This window comes from Cutibacterium sp. LaCa_255, assembly GCF_057458005.1.
Window position 1 is genome coordinate 119,405 of sequence record NZ_CP190956.1, and the last position, 18,125, is coordinate 137,529.

General features: G+C 65.4%; 14 protein-coding genes, 1 pseudogene and 1 riboswitch. Of the genes and pseudogenes, 11 read left to right on the forward strand and 4 right to left on the reverse strand.

Features of this window, described 5'->3' with window-relative positions; genetic code table 11:
• Positions 1-4: 4 nt before the first annotated feature.
• The 4 genes from ACP8ML_RS00495 to ACP8ML_RS00510 form a co-directional block, all read right to left on the reverse strand.
• Positions 5-1,078: a FecCD family ABC transporter permease gene (locus ACP8ML_RS00495; RefSeq protein ID WP_249361144.1), complete on the reverse strand. Its 1,074-nt coding sequence runs from the start codon at positions 1,076-1,078 to the stop codon at positions 5-7.
• Positions 1,075-2,199 carry an ABC transporter substrate-binding protein gene (locus ACP8ML_RS00500; protein WP_371258409.1) on the reverse strand — a complete coding sequence of 375 codons (1,125 nt, stop codon included), beginning with the start codon at positions 2,197-2,199 and terminating at the stop codon, positions 1,075-1,077. The genes ACP8ML_RS00495 and ACP8ML_RS00500 overlap by 4 nt, the downstream gene beginning before the upstream one ends.
• A 513-nt stretch (positions 2,200-2,712) precedes the next feature.
• Entirely contained in the window at positions 2,713-3,492 is a 780-nt protein-coding gene (locus tag ACP8ML_RS00505) for an AIR synthase related protein (RefSeq protein ID WP_171048502.1), read from the reverse strand.
• 61 nt (positions 3,493-3,553) lie between these two features.
• Positions 3,554-5,338 (reverse strand): oleate hydratase, encoded by a 1,785-nt coding sequence (locus ACP8ML_RS00510; RefSeq protein WP_117188247.1) that lies wholly within the window; start codon positions 5,336-5,338, stop codon positions 3,554-3,556.
• A 182-nt stretch (positions 5,339-5,520) separates the two neighbouring features.
• A riboswitch (TPP riboswitch) is annotated at positions 5,521-5,615 on the forward strand.
• On the opposite strand from ACP8ML_RS00510, the gene ACP8ML_RS00515 reads away from it, so the two are divergent.
• From ACP8ML_RS00515 to ACP8ML_RS00565, 11 genes and pseudogenes are all read left to right on the forward strand, one after another.
• Entirely contained in the window at positions 5,598-7,178 is a 1,581-nt protein-coding gene (locus tag ACP8ML_RS00515; protein ID WP_171048501.1) for a bifunctional hydroxymethylpyrimidine kinase/phosphomethylpyrimidine kinase, read from the forward strand. Its footprint overlaps the riboswitch before it by 18 nt.
• Before the next feature lie 51 nt (positions 7,179-7,229).
• Positions 7,230-8,579 (forward strand): MFS transporter, encoded by a 1,350-nt coding sequence (locus ACP8ML_RS00520; protein ID WP_171048500.1) that lies wholly within the window; start codon positions 7,230-7,232, stop codon positions 8,577-8,579.
• The gene (gene thiM, locus ACP8ML_RS00525; RefSeq protein ID WP_117188245.1) at positions 8,576-9,346 is read left to right on the forward strand and encodes a hydroxyethylthiazole kinase; all 771 of its coding nucleotides are present in this window, start codon (positions 8,576-8,578) and stop codon (positions 9,344-9,346) included. Before ACP8ML_RS00520 ends, thiM begins: the two co-directional genes overlap by 4 nt.
• Complete coding sequence (locus tag ACP8ML_RS00530; protein ID WP_117188243.1) at positions 9,343-9,996, forward strand: thiamine phosphate synthase; 654 nt, start codon at positions 9,343-9,345, stop codon at positions 9,994-9,996. Before thiM ends, ACP8ML_RS00530 begins: the two co-directional genes overlap by 4 nt.
• 92 nt (positions 9,997-10,088) lie before the next feature.
• Positions 10,089-10,283 (forward strand): annotated as a pseudogene (locus ACP8ML_RS00535) (hypothetical protein).
• Positions 10,280-10,369, forward strand: a complete 90-nt coding sequence (locus tag ACP8ML_RS00540) for a potassium-transporting ATPase subunit F (protein ID WP_117188239.1) — start codon at positions 10,280-10,282, stop codon at positions 10,367-10,369. The pseudogene ACP8ML_RS00535 and the gene ACP8ML_RS00540 overlap by 4 nt, the downstream one beginning before the upstream one ends.
• Entirely contained in the window at positions 10,369-12,042 is a 1,674-nt protein-coding gene (kdpA, locus tag ACP8ML_RS00545; RefSeq protein ID WP_117188237.1) for a potassium-transporting ATPase subunit KdpA, read from the forward strand. Before ACP8ML_RS00540 ends, kdpA begins: the two co-directional genes overlap by 1 nt.
• Before the next feature lie 2 nt (positions 12,043-12,044).
• A complete protein-coding gene (gene kdpB / locus ACP8ML_RS00550; protein WP_065672974.1) occupies positions 12,045-14,159 on the forward strand; it encodes a potassium-transporting ATPase subunit KdpB in 2,115 nt (704 codons plus the stop codon).
• Between the two features lie 12 nt (positions 14,160-14,171).
• The gene (gene kdpC / locus ACP8ML_RS00555; RefSeq protein WP_065672975.1) at positions 14,172-14,777 is read left to right on the forward strand and encodes a potassium-transporting ATPase subunit KdpC; all 606 of its coding nucleotides are present in this window, start codon (positions 14,172-14,174) and stop codon (positions 14,775-14,777) included.
• Positions 14,778-14,819: 42 nt separating this feature from the next.
• Positions 14,820-17,351, forward strand: coding sequence for a sensor histidine kinase (locus ACP8ML_RS00560; RefSeq protein WP_117188235.1), 2,532 nt, complete (start codon positions 14,820-14,822; stop codon positions 17,349-17,351).
• Positions 17,348-18,049 (forward strand): response regulator transcription factor, encoded by a 702-nt coding sequence (locus ACP8ML_RS00565; protein WP_065672977.1) that lies wholly within the window; start codon positions 17,348-17,350, stop codon positions 18,047-18,049. The genes ACP8ML_RS00560 and ACP8ML_RS00565 overlap by 4 nt, the downstream gene beginning before the upstream one ends.
• The last annotated feature ends 76 nt before the right edge of the window (positions 18,050-18,125 follow it).

An 18,125-nucleotide genomic window follows, 5' to 3' on the forward strand; every position in this document is an offset into this window, starting at 1 on the left:
CCGATCACGTCGCCTCCGCATCCCGATACCAACGGATGAGGATGACCATGACGACTGGAGCGCCGAACACCGCGTTGACGGCGTTGACGGGCAGCACGTCGTCGCCGGGCAACTGCGCCAGGATGTCGGCCATCAACGCAAGGGAACCGCCGGTGAGGATGCATCCGGGCAGCAGATGACGATGATCGGCTGTCCCCAGTACCCCACGCGTCAGATGTGGGATCGCGATGCCCAGGAAACTGATCGGCCCGCAGAACGCGGTGGCGGCACCGGCGAGGATCGCGGTACTGGCCACCAGCAGGGTGCGCACCGCCTTGAGGTTCATTCCCATCGTCTGGGCGTAGCGTTCCCCCAACAACAAGGCGTTGAGTGGCTTGGCGAGCAGCAGGCTGGCCAGGATCATGACCACCATGATCGGCACCATGACTCGTAGGTTCTGCCACGTCACGCCGTGGTAGCTGCCGAACTGCCAGCGGGTGTACTGGGCGATGAGCTCCGGACTGGCTCGCGACAACAGCACGGTGACCCCCGACGACACGAAGTACCCGATCATGACGCCGAGCAGCAGCAGGATCGTCGAGGAGTGGACGAATCGGCCGGCCAGCATGACGATGAACAGCACGACTGCCGCCCCCAGCGCGGCTGCCACCATGATCAACAGATCGGGACCTATGCCCAGTCCGGAGGCGAAGGTTGCCGCACCCGCCGACGACGCCGTGCCGAGCACGACGAGGGCGACGCCGAGGCTGGCACCCGAGGAGATGCCGAGCACATAAGGATCAGCCAGCGGGTTGCGGAACAGGGTCTGCATCTCCAGGCCAGCAATCCCCAGGGCCGCCCCGACCAGCAGGGCGGTGATGGTGCGTGGCTCCCGGACGTCCTGGACGATCGTCAGGGACACCGGGTCGACGCCGGTACCCCCGGTGACGATCGTCATGACGTCACCGATGGGAGTGTTCACCGATCCCAGGGCCAGCCCGGCCATCGCCACCAGGATGAAGATCACCCCGAGGATCGCGAAGCGGACGGGCAGCGGCAGTCCACGCCGCCGTTGCGTCGCCCGGTTTGCTGCGGTCACTTGGTCGGGGCCTTCTTGTAGAAGGTGAACTCATGGTTCGGACTGAGCTCAGGGTGCAGGATGGCGGACAGGTCTGCCAGCACCAGATCAGGACGGACGACGCCGGTCTGCCAGTAGTCGTTGCCGTGCTTCGGGTCGGCACGCAGGACGGCGTTCCAGACCGTGCCGGTGCGTACCGCCTTGAGGGCCTTCATGCGCGGGTCGTCCTTGACGATGGCCGGAAGGGAGGCCTTCTCCGACTCATTGATCTGACCATCGATCCAGAAGTCGGCGTCATGGGCTTTCCTGAGGATCGTCTCGGTGTCCAGCTTCGACGAGACCACGCCGTGGACGTCGGTGAAGACGTACTCGCCGCCAGCGTCACGCAGGAACTGGATGGAGTAGTTCTCGTTGGACTTGATGTACCAGACCCCCTTGAACTGGGAGCCGTAGAGCACGCTGGGTCGCGTCTTGACCTTGGCCGTGAGCTGGGTCGTCTCGTGGTACTTCTTGGCGATCTCGTCGTACTTCTCGTTGGCGACCTTCTCGGTGTTGACGAAGAGGGCGTCGTACTTGATCCACTCGGCTCGTCCCAGCGGCGTGTTCTCGAGGAAGTCGGGCTCGGCGACGACTGGGGTACCCATCTCCTTGACCTTGGCGAACTTGCCGGGGTCGTCGTGGCCGCTGATGATGAACAGGTCGGGACGCAGGGCGGCCAGCTTCTCGGTGTTGACCTCGGTGGTGCCGTCCCCGACGCCGAAGTCAGCGACCTTGTGATCCCTGAGGGCCTGACGGGTCTTCGGGTCACCGACCTTGTCCACACTGGCCATTCCGATTACGGCGTCCAGTTTGTTCATCATCTGGAACTTCATCGGCTCAGTGGTCGAACCCAGCGCCACCTTGGTGGTGGGGATGGTGATCCGCTGTGCCTTGGCGAGGTCTCCGTCCAGCTTCGGCTGCGGAGCGCCGCACTGCACCAGGACGTACCTGGTCTCCTTGGACGAGGTACTCGACGGGTTCTTGACCGTCACCACCTTGTAGGACTTGTGGTAGGTGACGGTGAGGCCGCGGGCGTCGCTGAAGGTCGCCTTGTCGGGGAAGTAGTCCTTCGAGGAGTCGAAGTCCTTGATGCAGCCGGGCATGCTGCTGCCGGTGTTGGCGGAGGAGGATGTCGTTGGCTTGTCGCCTGAAGTGGTCTTGTTCTCGGAGCCCGAACATCCTGCCAGCGCGAGGCTGGGGGCAACGAGGAGGGTGATGAGGGCCGAGATCCTTCTCGGCGTGGTTTCCGTCTTCGGAGTACTCACGCGGTTCTCCCTGCGGTCATGCCGCAGGACTCACGGTGGCACCCGCGTCGTGTGCCCGGCAGACTCCTACGGCGAGAGTCGTTACTTGCCACTCCGCAGGGAGTCGACCGGACTGAGCTGTGAGGCATCACCGTTGCGCGACAGTGTCGGATTCCCACCGACTTCGCTCACTGAGGAGTACCCCGGACCGAGTCCGATTCGAGGCAATCGCACATTAACACTCCGTGTCAACGGCGGTGAGCAAGGGGTATAGCACACGGAGCTGCCAAGGATTGGCCCAAAATCACGATGGTGACGTCACCATCGTGATTTCTTGGCAGCTCCGTGTGGTAATCCTCAGGTATCGAGTCCTCAGGATCCCGATGCGAGCCGACCGATGACCTCCCATGGCCGTTGCGGCGCCACCACACCGTGTAGCTCCTCGACGTCAGCCCGATCACAGGCCAGTACGAGGCAGGTCGAGGGTCCTCCGGAATGGGCCAGGTCAACCTCCACGTCCCGAAACTCGGCCCGTAACCCCGCGGTGGAGGCGAGCTGTGCGGCCTCCCACGCCACCCCGTGAGAACCCACCGGGACGCAGTCGTGAATCTTCCCCGAAGCCATCAGCTCTCGTACCTCCTCGAGGGCCACGATCTCACGTCGACCAGGGGCGACGTCGTCATCAGGGGCCGAGATGGGAGTCCCGACGCGGACCAGCACGTCGCCGTCATGGGCCCGGGGGAGTTTTCCGTCGGGCATGACGCCGATGATCGTCACGCCGATCCCGGTCTGGGTGGTGGTGACGTTGTCCTCCGTTGATCCCGTCACAGCGTCGGGGGCAATCCCGGCGGCGGCCGCACAGCATCGGAACTCCTCGATCATGGGGGCAGCTGACTCCCTGTCCTGGCACAGGGTGTCGACGAGGATGAGTGGACGCGCACCGGCGCACAGCACCTCCAGGAGGGGCACCCGCGCTCCCAGATGAGCGCACCACACCGGGTCAGCTGGGTAGGAATCGTTAGGACGCGGGCCGATTCCACCGATGGTGTCACAGGCGATGACCAGACGAGAAGCCGGGACATCAGCCATTAACAGATCACGCAGCCTCGTGACGGGTAGGGGAGATGAGGGGAGATGGTTCGGGGCGGTCACGGTGTCATTCAACCGCGACCGCCCCGAAACCGCATTATCAGGACACCATGACGTCGGCACGTCACGGCAGGATGTCCTCGTAGTAGGTGTTGCGCAGCAGGCGCGACAGCAGCTTGCCGCCGGGCAGCTTCCCGTTGTTGAGGGTCTTGGCGGAGGCCAGCAGGGCGCGAATGTCGTACTGGGCCGGCCAGATCGGCGGGATGTCACGGTCGAGGTCTAGCAGCCCGTAGACGGCCATCATGGCGGTACGGGCCGAGCCCTCGGTGGTGAAGATGCAGTCGTCGGGGGTCTCGACGAACTGACCCAGGCAGGCCAGGTTCACACAGCCGTCGGGGATGACCTCGGGACGGTCCCCCTTGCCCCGTGGCATGAAGAAGGCCGTGACGTAGGGCATCGTGGCGATGCGCACCTTGGTGTTGGCCTTGATCTGGTCGAACTGGTCGAGCAGACCGAAGTGGTAGCAGTACTCGCGCAGCAGTTCCTCGCCGGTGCACTCCAGCATCGACTTCTTGACGATGTCGCCCTTGGTGAATGGGTAGAGGCCGTAGGCCCAGGCGACGCCCCAGTCCTTCGGCTGGCCGTGGAACTGCGGCTGACGGTTCATCGTCAACGACAGGCACCACGACGAGTCCTCGGCGGTGATGATGCCGCCGGTGACGGTGCGTCCGGACAACGGATCATTGCCGGTCAGTTCCTTGATCTTGCGCAGGAACGGGTGGTCGGCGCCGATGAAGTTGAAGCTGATCGACTGCCAGACCGTCTTGTCGGGGTCGGCGCAGAAGACGTCGGGGCGCCCGAAGACCGGGGAGCGCTTCACGAGGTTGCGCCACAGCTCCCAGCCAGCCTCCATCTCCTTGTGATACGGGGCGGGATGATCCATGTCGCCGTAGCCGGTGCACTCAGTCAGGGAACCGTTCGTGACGAAGACGAGGTCCTTCGGCGTCATGTCGATGCGATGCTCGCCGCCCTCCTTGTCGCGCCACAGAATGCCGCGGGCGATCTTGCGGTGGGCGGTGATCTCCAGGTCGACGTCGTAGACCAGTGACTCGTACTGGAAGTTGACGCCCTGGTCGGTCAGCCAGCGCACCAGCGGCACGACGAAGGAGTCGTACTGGTTGTACTTGGAAAACCTCAGGCACGACAGGTCGGAGAACCCGGGCAGGTACTGCAGGAAGCGGTGCATGTATCGCTTAAGCTCGGTCAGAGACTGCCACTGCTCGAAGGCGAACATCGTCTTCCACAGGGTGTAGAAGGTCGAGTTGAGGAAATCGTCGTCGAACCAGTCCTCGATGGACTTGTAGTAGGTGTCGGACTCCTTGGCCAGCAGGAGCTTGACGATTGCCATCTGGCCCTTCTTGTTGAGGCCCATGTGGTAGGCGTCACGCTTGTGGCCGCACTTGTTGATGATGCGGCAGTTGTTGACGTTGGGGTCGTTCTCGTTGGTGATGCGGAACTCGTCGAGCACCGAGTAGGGGGCTGGCATCTCCAGGGCGGGGATGTCTTGCATGATGTCCCAGAAGCACTCGAAATGCTGACCCATCTCGCGGCCACCGCGGGCGATGAACCCCTTCTCGGTGTCGCCGTTGCCGTCGAAGGCGCCGCCGGGAACCGTGAGTTCCTCGAGGATCGTGATGTTGGCGCCGGGCATCTGGCCGTCGCGAATGAGGAATGTGGCAGCGGTCAGGGCGGCGATGCCGGACCCGACGATGTAGGCCTTCCGCTCGGCGACGTCGTCGGGGGGAATGGGCCGGTTGTGGGTGTAGGTGCCCAGGTCGTTGTGGACGTAGGCGTTGCCGTCAGGGCTGACCGGGTAGCTGCGCTGATAAATCTTTTGGAAGTTCGTCATGATCCACTCCTCATACGACTTCGCCGGAGAGTTCTCCGGTGAACTTCGACTAGCCTCGCGATAGCGCCGGTAGGGTGCGATGGAACTCCCTCTTTTTGAGACTTTCGTAAGAGTTTTCTTGAGCGTTCTTCGTCGTCAGGACTCGGGGTGCAGTGCCTTGTCGTAGCCGGGTGCCATACTTATCGCTGGACACGGGGTGCGCCGTATCGGCGCTGAGATCACACCCGTGGAACCTGATCTAGTTCGTACTGGCGAAGGGATGTCCGAGATGACTTCTTCCACCCCCAGCAACCCGTCGCAGGGCTCAGTCCCGCGCGTTCTCTCCATCGCGGGAACGGATCCCTCCGGGGGCGCCGGCACTGCTGCCGACACCAAGTCCATCACCGCGGCCGGTGGGTACGCGATGGCCGCCGTCACCGCCCTGGTGGCCCAGAACACCCAAGGGGTGCGCGCGATCCACACCCCGCCCACCGAGTTCCTCACGCAGCAGTTGGCGGCGGTCAGTGACGACGTGGCGATCGACGCCGTCAAGACCGGCATGCTCGGCACCGTCGAGATCATCGAGACGGTCGCCGGGTTCCTTGACGAGCACCGTCCGCCCGTTGTCGTCGTCGACCCGGTCATGGTCGCCACCAGCGGGGACAGGCTCCTCGCCCCTGACGCTGAGGTGGCCATGCGCGAGTTCTGCCTCCGGGCAACCGTCATCACCCCGAACATCCCCGAGCTCGCAGTGCTGTGCCAGAGTGAACCGGCGAAGGATGCCGAGGAGGCCCTGGAACAAGCGCGCGGCTGGGCCAAGGAGACCGGGGTCGCCGTCATCGTCAAGACCGGCCATCTCGACTCCTCGCGCGTCGACAACATCTGGGTGACCCCGGAGGGGACGACGTACACCGCACAGATCATTCGGGTGGAGACGACGAACACCCACGGCACCGGGTGTTCGCTGTCCTCGGCCCTGGCCACTCGGCTGGGTGCCGGGGACGCTCCCGGTGACGCCCTGGGCTGGGTCACCAACTGGCTGCACGAGGCGATCCAGCACGGGTCAGAGTTGAAGGTAGGCCGGGGACACGGTCCGGTGGACCACTCCCACCGGGCACGACGACTGTCCGCCGATGCCTCGGCGGTGGCCTGGTTCGGGCCGATTGAACCGCTGGCATCTCCCGAGACCCTGGTCGGCTCGTCGGAATCAGCACCCACGGCTGCGGTGGCCCCGGTTGGTCCGTGGACGACGGCCCTGTGGCAGGCCAGCGAGGATCTGGTCCGTCAGATCCAGGCATCGGACTTCGTCGCTGCCCTCGTCGACGGCACCTTGACAGGACACGCCTTCAACTTCTACCTCGGGCAGGACGCCCAGTACCTGGCCTGTTACTCACGAGCTCTGGCCGCTCTTGCGGCTCGCGCCGTCGATCCGCAGGACTCGGTGTGGTGGGCGCAGTCATCCCAGACCTGCATCGTCGAGGAGGCCGCCCTGCATCGCACCTGGTTGGCGGGACGCGATCATGTTCCGGCTGGTCCGGTGACGACGGCCTACACGGATTTCCTACTGGCACGAACCCTGGGTGACGACTACGTCGTCGGGGTGGCGTCGGTCCTGCCCTGCTTCTGGCTGTATGCCCAGGTGGGAGCTGGATTGCCGCAGGTTCCGGAAGGCCATCCCTATGCGTTGTGGCTCGACACCTATCGGGACCCGGAGTTCACCAAGGCCATCTCGCACACCCTCGATGTCGTCGAAAAGGCCTTCGAACAGGCCGGCCCGGCTGCTCGGGCACGCGCGGCCCACGCCTACCTGACTGCCTGCCGTCATGAACTGGAGTTCTTCGACCAGGCAATGCGCGTCTGAGTCACCATCACCCCACTTCAGACACACACCATCTTTCAAGGACCTGCCTTCATGACCACCACAACTTCACTGCGCACCGCCACGAACACCTCGTTGACGATGCCTCCCGAAGGACGGGCCGCCCTGCGTGCTGGCGTCGTCGGCAACTGGATTGACAACATCCACGTCTTCCTGCCCCTGACGGCCCTCGCCCCTGCGATGGCGGTGCTCGCCGGGCCCTCGGCCAGCGCCTCCATGGGCGCCCTCGTCGTCATCGCCATGCTGCTGGGTCGCCCCCTCGGCGGAATGATCTTCGGACGCATCTCCGACCGGCTGGGACGCACCCGCACCACCCGGGTGGCCATTGCCGGCACCGCGACCTGCGCGGGGCTCATTGCCGTCATGCCCACCCACCAGCTCATCGGGGCGTGGACGATTGGGCTCATCCTGCTGCTGCGATTCCTGGGCGGGATCTTCGTCGCCGGTGAGTACTCCGCCGCCATCCCGTTGGCGATGGAATGGTCATCTCCCAAGAAACGCGGCTTGGCGTCCGGGGTCATCCTGTCGATGGCTCCCTGGGCCCAGGCATCGATCGCCTTCGCCGTCGCCGTCATGCTGGCCGCTCTCGGGCCGGACCGCTACGCCGCATGGGGATGGCGCATCCTGTTCGTCATGGGCGCTGCGATGAGCATCGGGATGATCGTCTACTACTCCCGGCGAGTCTGCGACGCCCCTCTCTTCCACCGCTCCGACAACTCCAAGGAGGCATGGAAAACCCTGACCCCCGGTGTGCGTGAGGTCATCGCCGGGGCGTGGGCGCCGGCCTTCTGGCAGGTGTTCACCCTCATGACGGGGCTGTGGCTGCTCACCGACACCACCGTCCTCATCCTCACCGCGCGACTGCGCACCGATGCCGGTCTGACGGCGACCGCGACCTCCTGGGTGATGGGAGTCGCCTCCGTTGGTCAGGCGATCTTCATGGCCCTGGCCGGGCACTGGTCCACGAGGGTGGGACGACGCCGTCTGCTGGTGTGCTGGGGAATCAGTGCTGCGGTGCTCGGCCCGCTGCTGTGGTGGGGAGCGATCAGTTCCGCCTCGGCCGGCAGGGCAGCCGTCTTCGCCGTCGCCCTCCAGGTGGCGACGGTGTCGGCCTACGGGCCCATCTCGGCCTACCTGTCCGAGAGATTCCCCACCGAGGTGCGCTCCACCGGCTACGGCATGGGATACAGCCTGTCCCTCATCCTGCCGGCGCTGTACCCCTTCTACCTGCCGGGTCTGGAGAGAGTGTTCGGACACCTCGGTGCGGTGCTGGTCCTCGTCGTGCTGGGTGGTTTGCTGGTGGTGCTGGGCGCCGCCCTCGGACCGAGGCTTTCGGGGGCTGACATCGACGCTGACATCGACGAGGTGGCGAGGGTGGCATGACGATCGACCAGGTGGTGGCGGCTGCTCGAGGTAATCCGCCCATGGTTCACTGCCTCACCGCGACGGTGAGCATGTCACTGGTGGCCGATGGCCTGCTGGCTGCCGGGTTACGCCCGATGATGACCGAGACCCTTGAGGAGGCTCCGGTCGTCGTCTCGGCTGCTGACGCCCTGTCGGTCAACCTGGGCACCCTGTCCACCGATGGCATGGTTGGTATTCCGGCTACTGTCGCCGCTCGGCCCAAAGACATCCCGTGGGTCCTCGACCCGACCGCGATCGGTCTGGCCCCGGTGCGTACCCGGATGGCTCGGGAGTTTCTGAACGAGGGTCCCGACGTCGTCAAGGGGAATGCCTCCGAGATCCTTGCTCTCGTCGGAGGACGAGGGGGACGCGGGGCCGACTCCGCCGACACCCCCGAGCACGCCGTTGACGCGGCCGTCGAGGTGGCGCGACGAACCGGGGGAGTCGTGGTGGTGTCGGGGCCGACCGATGTCGTCGTCACTGCTGACGGAGTGGCCGAGAAGATCTCCCGAGGCCATCCGCTCATGGCCCGGGTGACCGGAACAGGCTGTCTACTAGGGGCATTGACTGCCGGATGCCTGGCGGCAGTGGACGATCCGATGGAGGCGGCGGTCGCGGCCGTCACCTGGTTCGACGTCGCCGGCGAGGTCGCGGCGGCCCGTGCCGGCGGGCCCGGCAGTTTTCGTGTGCAACTGCTCGACGCCCTTGACGAGGTCGCGAGAACCGGAGTGGAGGGGACGAGATGACCCTGGACCTGCGTTGCTACCTGGTGACCTCGGGAACCGACCGTCACACCGTCGAGACGGCTGCGCTGGCCGCCGGGGCCGGTGCCGGAATCGTCCAGGTGCGAGCCAAGACCCTGGCCACCCGGGACCTGCTGTCACTGGTCCTTCGGGTCGGCGAGGCGGTGCATCGTGCGAACCCGAAGACGCTGGTTGTGGTCGATGACAGGGCCGACGTCGCCTGGGCAGCGATGCGCGCCCGCGGGAACGTTCACGGTGTGCACCTGGGAGTCGAGGACCTTCCGGTGCGTGATGCCAGGGCCATGCTCGGCCCCGACGCCATCGTCGGTTACACCACCGGAACCCTGGACCTGGTGAGGTCGGCTGAGCCCTTCGCAGACGCCTTGGACTACCTAGGTGCCGGCCCCTTCCGGCCCACCCCGACGAAGGACTCCGGACGCCCGCCGCTGGGGGTGGAGGGGTACCCGGCTCTGGTGCAGGCGAGTTCTCTGCCCATCGTCGCGATCGGCGACGTCCAGGTTGACGACGTGGCTGCGCTGGCGACGACGGGCGTCGCAGGGGTTGCGATGGTGCGCGCCGTGATGGCCGCCGACGATCCCGCCGCCGTCGTCACGGAGGCCATCAAGGCCTTCGATCGTGGTCGGGAGGGCTGATTCCCCTGAGCCGAACGGTGACGCACGTCACACTTTCTGAACCGTTCGGGACTCGCCTGTTAGCAAATCGTTAGGATCCCACTCACCCCCGTATGGGATCCGTAGGGGAGCGCGACAACCTCCTTACGACACCGTTTCGATGGTTCCTGGTGCCGAAACCGGCACCCCGGGAAACCCCCGGGTCATCGTCAAGGAGCCTTGTCATGCTGGACGTTATCTGGCTGCTCGGTGTCGTCGTCCTCTTCCTCCTACTCGCCCTGTGCGTGAAGGGGGTCGACGCGCTGTGACCGTCCTCAACATCGTCGCGGCCATTCTCGGCATTGCGGCTGTCGTGTACCTCGTGATCGCCCTCGTCCGTCCGGAGCGTTTCTGATGACGTGGTTCTACTTCTTGGCGAGTCTTGTTCTTCTCGCCCTTGCGCTCGGGATTGCCCAGCATTACCTGGGCTCCTACATGGCCCGTGTCTTCACCTCTGACAAGGACACCAAGGTCGAGACCTTCTGCTACCGCCTCATGGGCGTCGACCCCCGTGCCGGACAGACGTGGAAGTCTTACGCCCGCTCGGTGCTGGCCTTCAGCTTCTGTGGCGTCGTCCTCCTCTACGCCCTCCAGCGTCTGCAGTCGTGGCTGCCCTGGTCCATGGACAAGGGGTCGGTGAACCCAGCCGTGGCCTTCAACACCGCGGTCTCCTTCGTCACCAACACCAACTGGCAGGCATACTCGCCCGAAGCCACGCTTGGTCACGTCGTCCAGCTCGCCGGCCTGTGCGTGCAGAACTTCGTCTCGGCTGCCACCGGCATCGCTGTAGCGATCGCACTGGTGCGTGGATTCATCGGACGAGGTGAGCACACCATTGGCAACTTCTGGGTCGACCTCACCCGCACCACCCTGCGCATCCTCATGCCGATCGCGGCCGTAGCAGCCTTCCTGCTCATCGTCGGTGGAGCTGCGCAGAACTTCATCGGCTTCATGCACGTCACCGGCATCGCTGGTGGGGACCAGATCATCCCGGGCGGACCTGTCGCCTCCCAAGAGGCCATCAAGGAGCTCGGCACCAACGGTGGCGGCTTCTTCAACGGCAACTCATCCCACCCCTTCGAGAACCCCCAGCCGTGGACGAACATGCTGGAGATCTTCCTCATCCTGCTCATCCCGTTCTCGCTGCCGCGCACCTTCGGAAAGATGGTCAAGGACGTGCGTCAGGGGCGCGCGATCCTCATCTCGATGATCGTGCTGTTCCTCATCAACCTCTTCGCGATGGCTGCCGCCGAGTTCTCCGGGCAGGGCACCGCCGGGCGCCTCGCCGGCGCCGCGATGGAGGGCAAGGAGCAGCGCTTCGGCCTGGCCCAGTCGGTTCTTTTCGCCAACTCCACGACGATGACGTCCACCGGCGCCGTCAACTCGATGCACGACTCCTACACCGCCATCGGCGGCATGGTCACCATGCTGAACATGATGCTGGGTGAGATCAGCCCCGGCGGCGTCGGATCTGGCCTGTACGGCATGCTCGTCATCGCCGTCATCGCGGTGTTCATCGCCGGACTCCTCGTCGGTCGTACCCCGGAGTACCTTGGCAAGAAGATCGGCCCGCGAGAGATGAAGCTGTCAGCCCTGTACATCCTCGTCATGCCGGCCCTGGTGCTGTGCGGGGTGGCCCTCAGTCTGGCCATCCCTGGTATTCGGGATGGTGTCGTCAACACCTCGATCTCAAACCCGGGTGAGCATGGACTGAGCGAGCTCGTCTACGCCTTCACCTCGGGCGCCAACAACAACGGATCGGCCTTCGCCGGTCTGGACGCCTCGACGGACTGGCTGTGCGCGGCGATCGGCATCGCCATGCTGCTCGGTCGTTTCGTGCCGATCATCCTCGTGCTGGCGCTGGCCGGAGCCCTTGCCGAACGCGAGCCCGTCCCGGTCACCGCAGGCACCCTTCCCACCCACAACGCGCTGTTCATCACCCTCGTCGTCTTCACGGCGATCCTCGTCACGGCGCTCGTCTTCTTCCCGGTCCTCACACTGGGACCGCTGGCCGAAGGACTGATCTGATCATGACCGTCATCACCTCGAATTCGCGTTCCCGTGGCCTCGCCGGGGCCCAGGTCCGCCAGGCCTTGCCCGGTGCCTTCCGCAAGCTCGACCCGCGTGCCCAGTGGCGCAACCCGGTCATGTTCCTGGTGTGGGTCGGTGCGGCCCTGACGACGATCGTCGCCGTCATGGAGCCGTTCACTCACATCACCGACGGCCGTGTGCCGACCGGATTCTCCGCAGTCATCGCGGTCTGGTTGTGGCTCACCGTGGTCTTCGCCAACCTTGCCGAGTCCATCGCCGAGGGCCGCGGCAAGGCCCAGGCCGAGACCCTGCGGAAGACCCGCACCGCCACCAACGCGCTGCGCGTCGACGGTTGGGACGAACAGATCGATCCCTCGGCCGAGCACACCGCCACCACCGAGATCGTTTCCTCGGACCTCAAGTACGGCGACGTCGTCGTCGTGACGGCAGGTCAGACGATCCCCGGAGACGGGGACATCATCTGGGGCATCGCCTCGGTTGACGAGTCGGCCATCACTGGCGAGTCCGCCCCCGTGGTACGTGAGTCCGGCGGCGACCGTTCCGCCGTCACCGGTGGCACGAAGGTGCTTTCCGACCGCATCGTCGTCAAGATCACCTCGAAGCCCGGCCAGTCCTTCGTCGATCGCATGATCGCACTGGTCGAGGGATCCGGACGCCAGAAGACCCCCAACGAGATCGCCCTCAACATCCTGCTGGCGAGCCTGTCGATCGTCTTCGTCATCGTCGCCCTGACCCTGAACCCGATCGCCTCCCTGGCCGCCAGGCCGGTGAGCATCACGGTTCTCGTCGCACTGCTGGTCTGCCTCATCCCGACGACCATCGGCGCCCTGCTGTCGGCCATCGGTATCGCGGGTATGGACCGCCTGGTGCAGCACAATGTGCTGGCCATGTCGGGCCGAGCCGTCGAGGCCGCTGGTGACGTCACCACCCTGCTGCTCGACAAGACCGGCACCATCACCTACGGCAATCGCCGAGCCAGCGAGTTCATTGCGATGCCCGGCGTTAGTGAGGAGGAGATCCGCGACGCGGCCGCCCGGTCCTCCCTGGCCGACCCGACACCGGAGGGCACCTCCATCGTCGACCTGGCTCGCGAGCAGGGATTCGACGCTGATGCCTGGGGTGATCAGGGGGAGGTTGTCCCCTTCACCGCTCAGACCAGGATGTCCGGCATCGACCTTCCCGACGGCACCGAGATCCGCAAGGGTGCCGGTTCGGCCGTGCGAGCCTGGCTGACGGAGTCCCACATCGACATGGATATCGACACCTTGGCCCACATGGATCGTCGTGTCGACGCCGTCTCCGAGTCCGGTGGTACCCCGCTTGTCGTCGCAGTGCGCACCCCCGACCATGTCGGCAAGGTCCTCGGCGTCGTCCATCTCAAGGACATCGTCAAGGAAGGCCTGACCGACCGGTTCTCCGAGTTGCGTCGGATGGGTATCCGCACCGTCATGGTGACCGGTGACAACCCGCTGACGGCTGCCGCCATTGCCAAGGAGGCCGGGGTCGACGACTTCCTGGCCGAGGCCACCCCGGAGGACAAGCTCGCCTACATCCACAAGGAGCAGGAGGGCGGTCGGATGGTCGCGATGACCGGTGACGGCACCAACGACGCCCCGGCCCTGGCCCAGGCGGACGTGGGCGTCGCCATGAACACCGGTACCTCGGCCGCCAAGGAGGCCGGCAACATGGTCGACCTCGACTCCGACCCGACCAAGCTCATCAGCATCGTCGGGATCGGCAAGCAGTTGCTCATCACGCGCGGCGCCCTGACGACCTTCTCCATCGCCAACGACATCGCCAAGTACTTCGCGATCATCCCCGCGATCTTCATGGCGACCTACCCGGGCCTGTCGGCCCTCAACATCATGGGCCTGCACTCCCCGGCGTCTGCAGTGCTCTCGGCGATCATCTTCAACGCGATCATCATCGTCATCCTGGTGCCGCTGGCTCTCAAGGGAGTGTCCTACAAGCCTGCCGGGGCGTCGAAGATTCTCGCCCGGAATCTGCGCATCTACGGCCTGGGCGGAGTTGTCGCGCCATTCATCGGCATCTGGCTGATCGACCTGCTCGTCCGTCTCATTCCCGGTTTCTGATCGGAGCCCATCATGATCATTTCCTCCAGGACTCGTACCCTCCTCGTCGGGCTGCGCTCGATCCTGTTGTTCACCGTCATCGTCGGCGTTGTGTACACCGGTGTCATGACCGGGCTGGGACAGCTCGTCCTTCATCGGCAGGCCAATGGCTCCCAGCTGGAGGTCAACGGCAAGGTGGTCGGCTCGACCCTCATCGGTCAGTCCTTCACCGACAAGGACGGCAAGCCGCTGCCGGAGTACTTCCAGCCACGCCCGTCAGCCGCCGGTGACGACGGTTACGACGGGTCCTCCTCGGGCGGTTCCAACATGGGGCCTGAGAACCCGGACCTGGCCAAGGCCATCAAGGAGCGTCGCAGCCAGGTGGCGACCTTCAACGGGGTGGATGCCGGCAGGGTTCCGGCCGATGCCCTGACGGCGTCGTCCTCTGGTCTGGACCCGCACATCAGCCCCGCCTACGCCGAGATCCAGGTCAATCGGGTCGCCAAGGCCCGTCACCTCGATCCCAGTGTCGTCCGTGAGATCGTCGCCAACAACACTGACGGACGCCAGCTCGGATTCCTTGGTGCGACTAGGGTCAATGTCGTGACCCTCAATGCCGAACTGGATCGTCAGCACTGACTGACGTGATCAGTTCGTGATCATGGCCTGAAGGAGGACGAGGTGGCTGCTCGGGGACGGTTGCGGGTGCTGCTCGGCGCGGCGCCGGGCGTCGGCAAGACCTACGCCATGCTCGACGAGGGCAAGCACCTGAGCAAGGGTGGGTCCGACGTCGTCATTGCCGTCGTCGAGACCCACGGCCGGGCAGCCACCGCGGCCATGACTGAGGGGCTGGAGATCGTCCCTCGCCACCTCGTCGAACATCGCGGCATCGAACTGTCCGAGATGGACCTCGACGGGGTACTCGCCTGCGATCCCGACGTCGCCCTGGTCGACGAGCTGGCCCACACCAACGCGCCTGGGTCGCGTCACGAGAAGCGCTGGCAGGATGTCGAGGAACTACTGGACGCCGGGATCGATGTCATCTCGACGGTCAACATCCAGCACATCGAGTCCCTCAATGACGTCGTCGAACAGATCACCGGGGTGCCGCAGCGCGAGACCATCCCGGACACCGTGCTGCGCAAGGCCAATCAGGTGGAGGTTGTCGATCTCGCCCCGCAGGCTCTGCGCGATCGGCTCTCGGGCGGCAAGGTGTACCCGGCAGAGCGGATCGACGCCGCCCTGTCCAACTACTTCCGACTGGGCAACCTCACCGCCCTGCGCGAGCTGGCCCTGCTCTGGGTGGCTGACGAGGTCGACCACGCCCTGGCCGATTACCGCAGTGAGCACGGGATCGACTCCCACTGGGAGGCCCGCGAGCGGGTGGTCGTCGCCCTCACCGGTGGGCGTGAGGGGGAGACCTTGTTGCGTCGCGGTGCCCGTATCGCCGCTCGAGCTGGTGGTGGTGAACTGTTGGCCGTCCACGTCACCACCGAGGACGGTCTGCGCTCCCCACACCCGGGTGAATTGGCTCGTCAGCGCGGATTGGTGGACCAGTTGGGAGGGTCCTTCCACCAGCTTGTCGGCGACGACATCCCGGAGGCCCTCATCGAGTTCGCGAAGTCGGTCAACGCCACCCAGCTCGTCATCGGGGCGAGTCGGCGTGGGAAGTTGTCGCGGCTGCTGACGGGTCATGACGTCGAGTCCGACATCATTCGGGCTTCGGGCGCCATTGACGTCCACATCGTCAGTCATGGTGCCCAGGCCAAGGGAATCCGGCTGCCACGGATAGGTGGGTCCTTGTCAACCCGTCGCCGCATCGCCGGTTTCGTCGTGCTGGCGGTCTTCGGGCCACTGCTGACCTGGTTGCTGGTGTCGACGCGCAGCCCCGAGGCCCTGACGACGGATGTGCTGACCTACGAGTTTCTGGCCGTCGTGGTGGCCCTGATCGGCGGTGCCCTGCCGTCCTTCGTCGCGGCTCTGGCCTCGGGTATTGCCCTGGACTACTACTTCACCAAGCCCTTCTACACCGTCACCGTCAACGAGCCGCTACACATGGTGGCTCTGCTGCTGTACCTGCTCACGGCTGCCCTGGTGAGCTTCGTCGTCGATCGCGCTGCCCGCAAGACCCGGGTGGCGCGTCGTGCGGCCGCCGAGTCAGGGCTGCTGGAGTCGGTGGCCGGATCGGTGCTGCACGGTGAGGATGCCGTCGAGTCGTTGTTATCCAAGGCGACCGAGGCCTTCGGGCTGTCGGGGGCCCGGGTCCTGACCGATGGACGCGTTGTGGCAAGCTCGGGTACGACCAGCGATGAGGTCACAGAGCAGCACATCGACAACCATTCGGTGGTCGAGTTCCACGGGCCTGAGCCGGACGCCTCCGAGCGTCGCCTGCTGTCGGTGATTACCACCCAGTTGGGGACGGCCCTGGACCAGCGGCAGCTGGAGGAAACGGCCAAGGCGGTGGAGCCACTGGCCGCCACGGACCGTGTGCGAACGGCCTTGTTGTCGGCGGTGGGACATGACCTTCGTCGGCCCCTCGCGGCCGCGACCGCTGCCGTTTCAGGTCTGCGCAGCGAGGGAGCCGGGCTGTCCGACCAGGATCGTGACGACCTATTGGAGACCGCCGATGACGCCCTGGGGAAACTGGCCAACCTCGTCACCGATCTGCTCGACGTCTCCCGGCTGCAGTCCGGGGTGCTCGGGGTCTCGGTGATGCCGGTCGACCCGGCCGAGGTCATCATGCCGGCCTTGGACGAGCTGTCCCTGGGGCCGGCGGATGTCGAGATCGATCTGGGGACCGACGTGCCCGAGATGGTCGCCGATCCGGCCCTGCTGCAACGGGTGGTCGTCAACCTGTTGTCGAATGCGCTGAGATATGAGCCAGCAGGTGGCCGGGTTCGGCTCACGACAAGCAGTTTCGCCGACCGGGTGGAGATCCGCGTGATCGATCATGGTCCGGGGATTCCGGAGGATCGTCGCGATGACGTCATGGTGCCCTTCCAGCGGTTGGGGGACGCCGACTCGACCGTCGGGCTGGGACTGGGGCTGGCCCTCTCGAAGGGTTTCGTCGAGGGGATGGACGGCACCCTCGCGTTGGAGGACACCCCTGGTGGTGGCCTGACGATGGTCATCAGCCTGCCGAGGGTGGGCCATCAGGCGGCGGGGCACGATGGTGTGGACCACGATGACATTGAGGAGGGGAGTGTCCGATGAAGATTCTCATTGCCGACGACGACCCGCAGATCCTGCGGGCACTACGGATCACCCTGGGGGCGCGCGGATACGAGATCCTGCTGGCCCGCGATGGTCAACACGCCCTCGAGATGGCCGTCGATCACAAGCCCGACATCATCCTGCTGGATCTCGGCATGCCGCGTCTGGACGGGGTGCAGGTCATCGAGGCGGTGCGGGGGTGGTCCCAGGCGCCGATCCTGGTCATTTCGGGGCGGTCGGGGTCGGCGGAGAAGGTGGAGGCCCTCGACGCCGGGGCTGAGGATTACGTCACCAAGCCCTTCTCGATGGATGAGTTGTTGGCGCGGATTCGGGTCCTGACGAGGAGGATTGGCCAGGACGAGGGGGATTCCGAGCCGGTCATCGCCTTCGGGTCGGTGCGGGTTGATCTGACGTCGCACACCGTTACTCGTGACGGGGCTGATGTCCGGTTGACGCCGACGGAGTGGCGGGTGCTCGAGCTGTTGATCCACAACGAGGGTCGGTTGGTGACTCGACAGACGATGCTGAGCCAGGTGTGGGGGTCGGAGCACGTCACCGACACCGGGTATTTGCGGCTGTACATCTCTCAGTTGCGCAAGAAGTTGGAGCCCGAGCCGAGCAACCCGAGGTATCTCATCACCGACGCAGGGATGGGATACCGGTTGGTGCTCGAGCCGGGAACGCCGTTCGCGTCATGAGAACCAGCCATGCAGACGCCGGTCGGCCTGGGCGGGGAGATCAGCTCTGCGGTCTTCGGTCGGGCCCCGCAGTCCG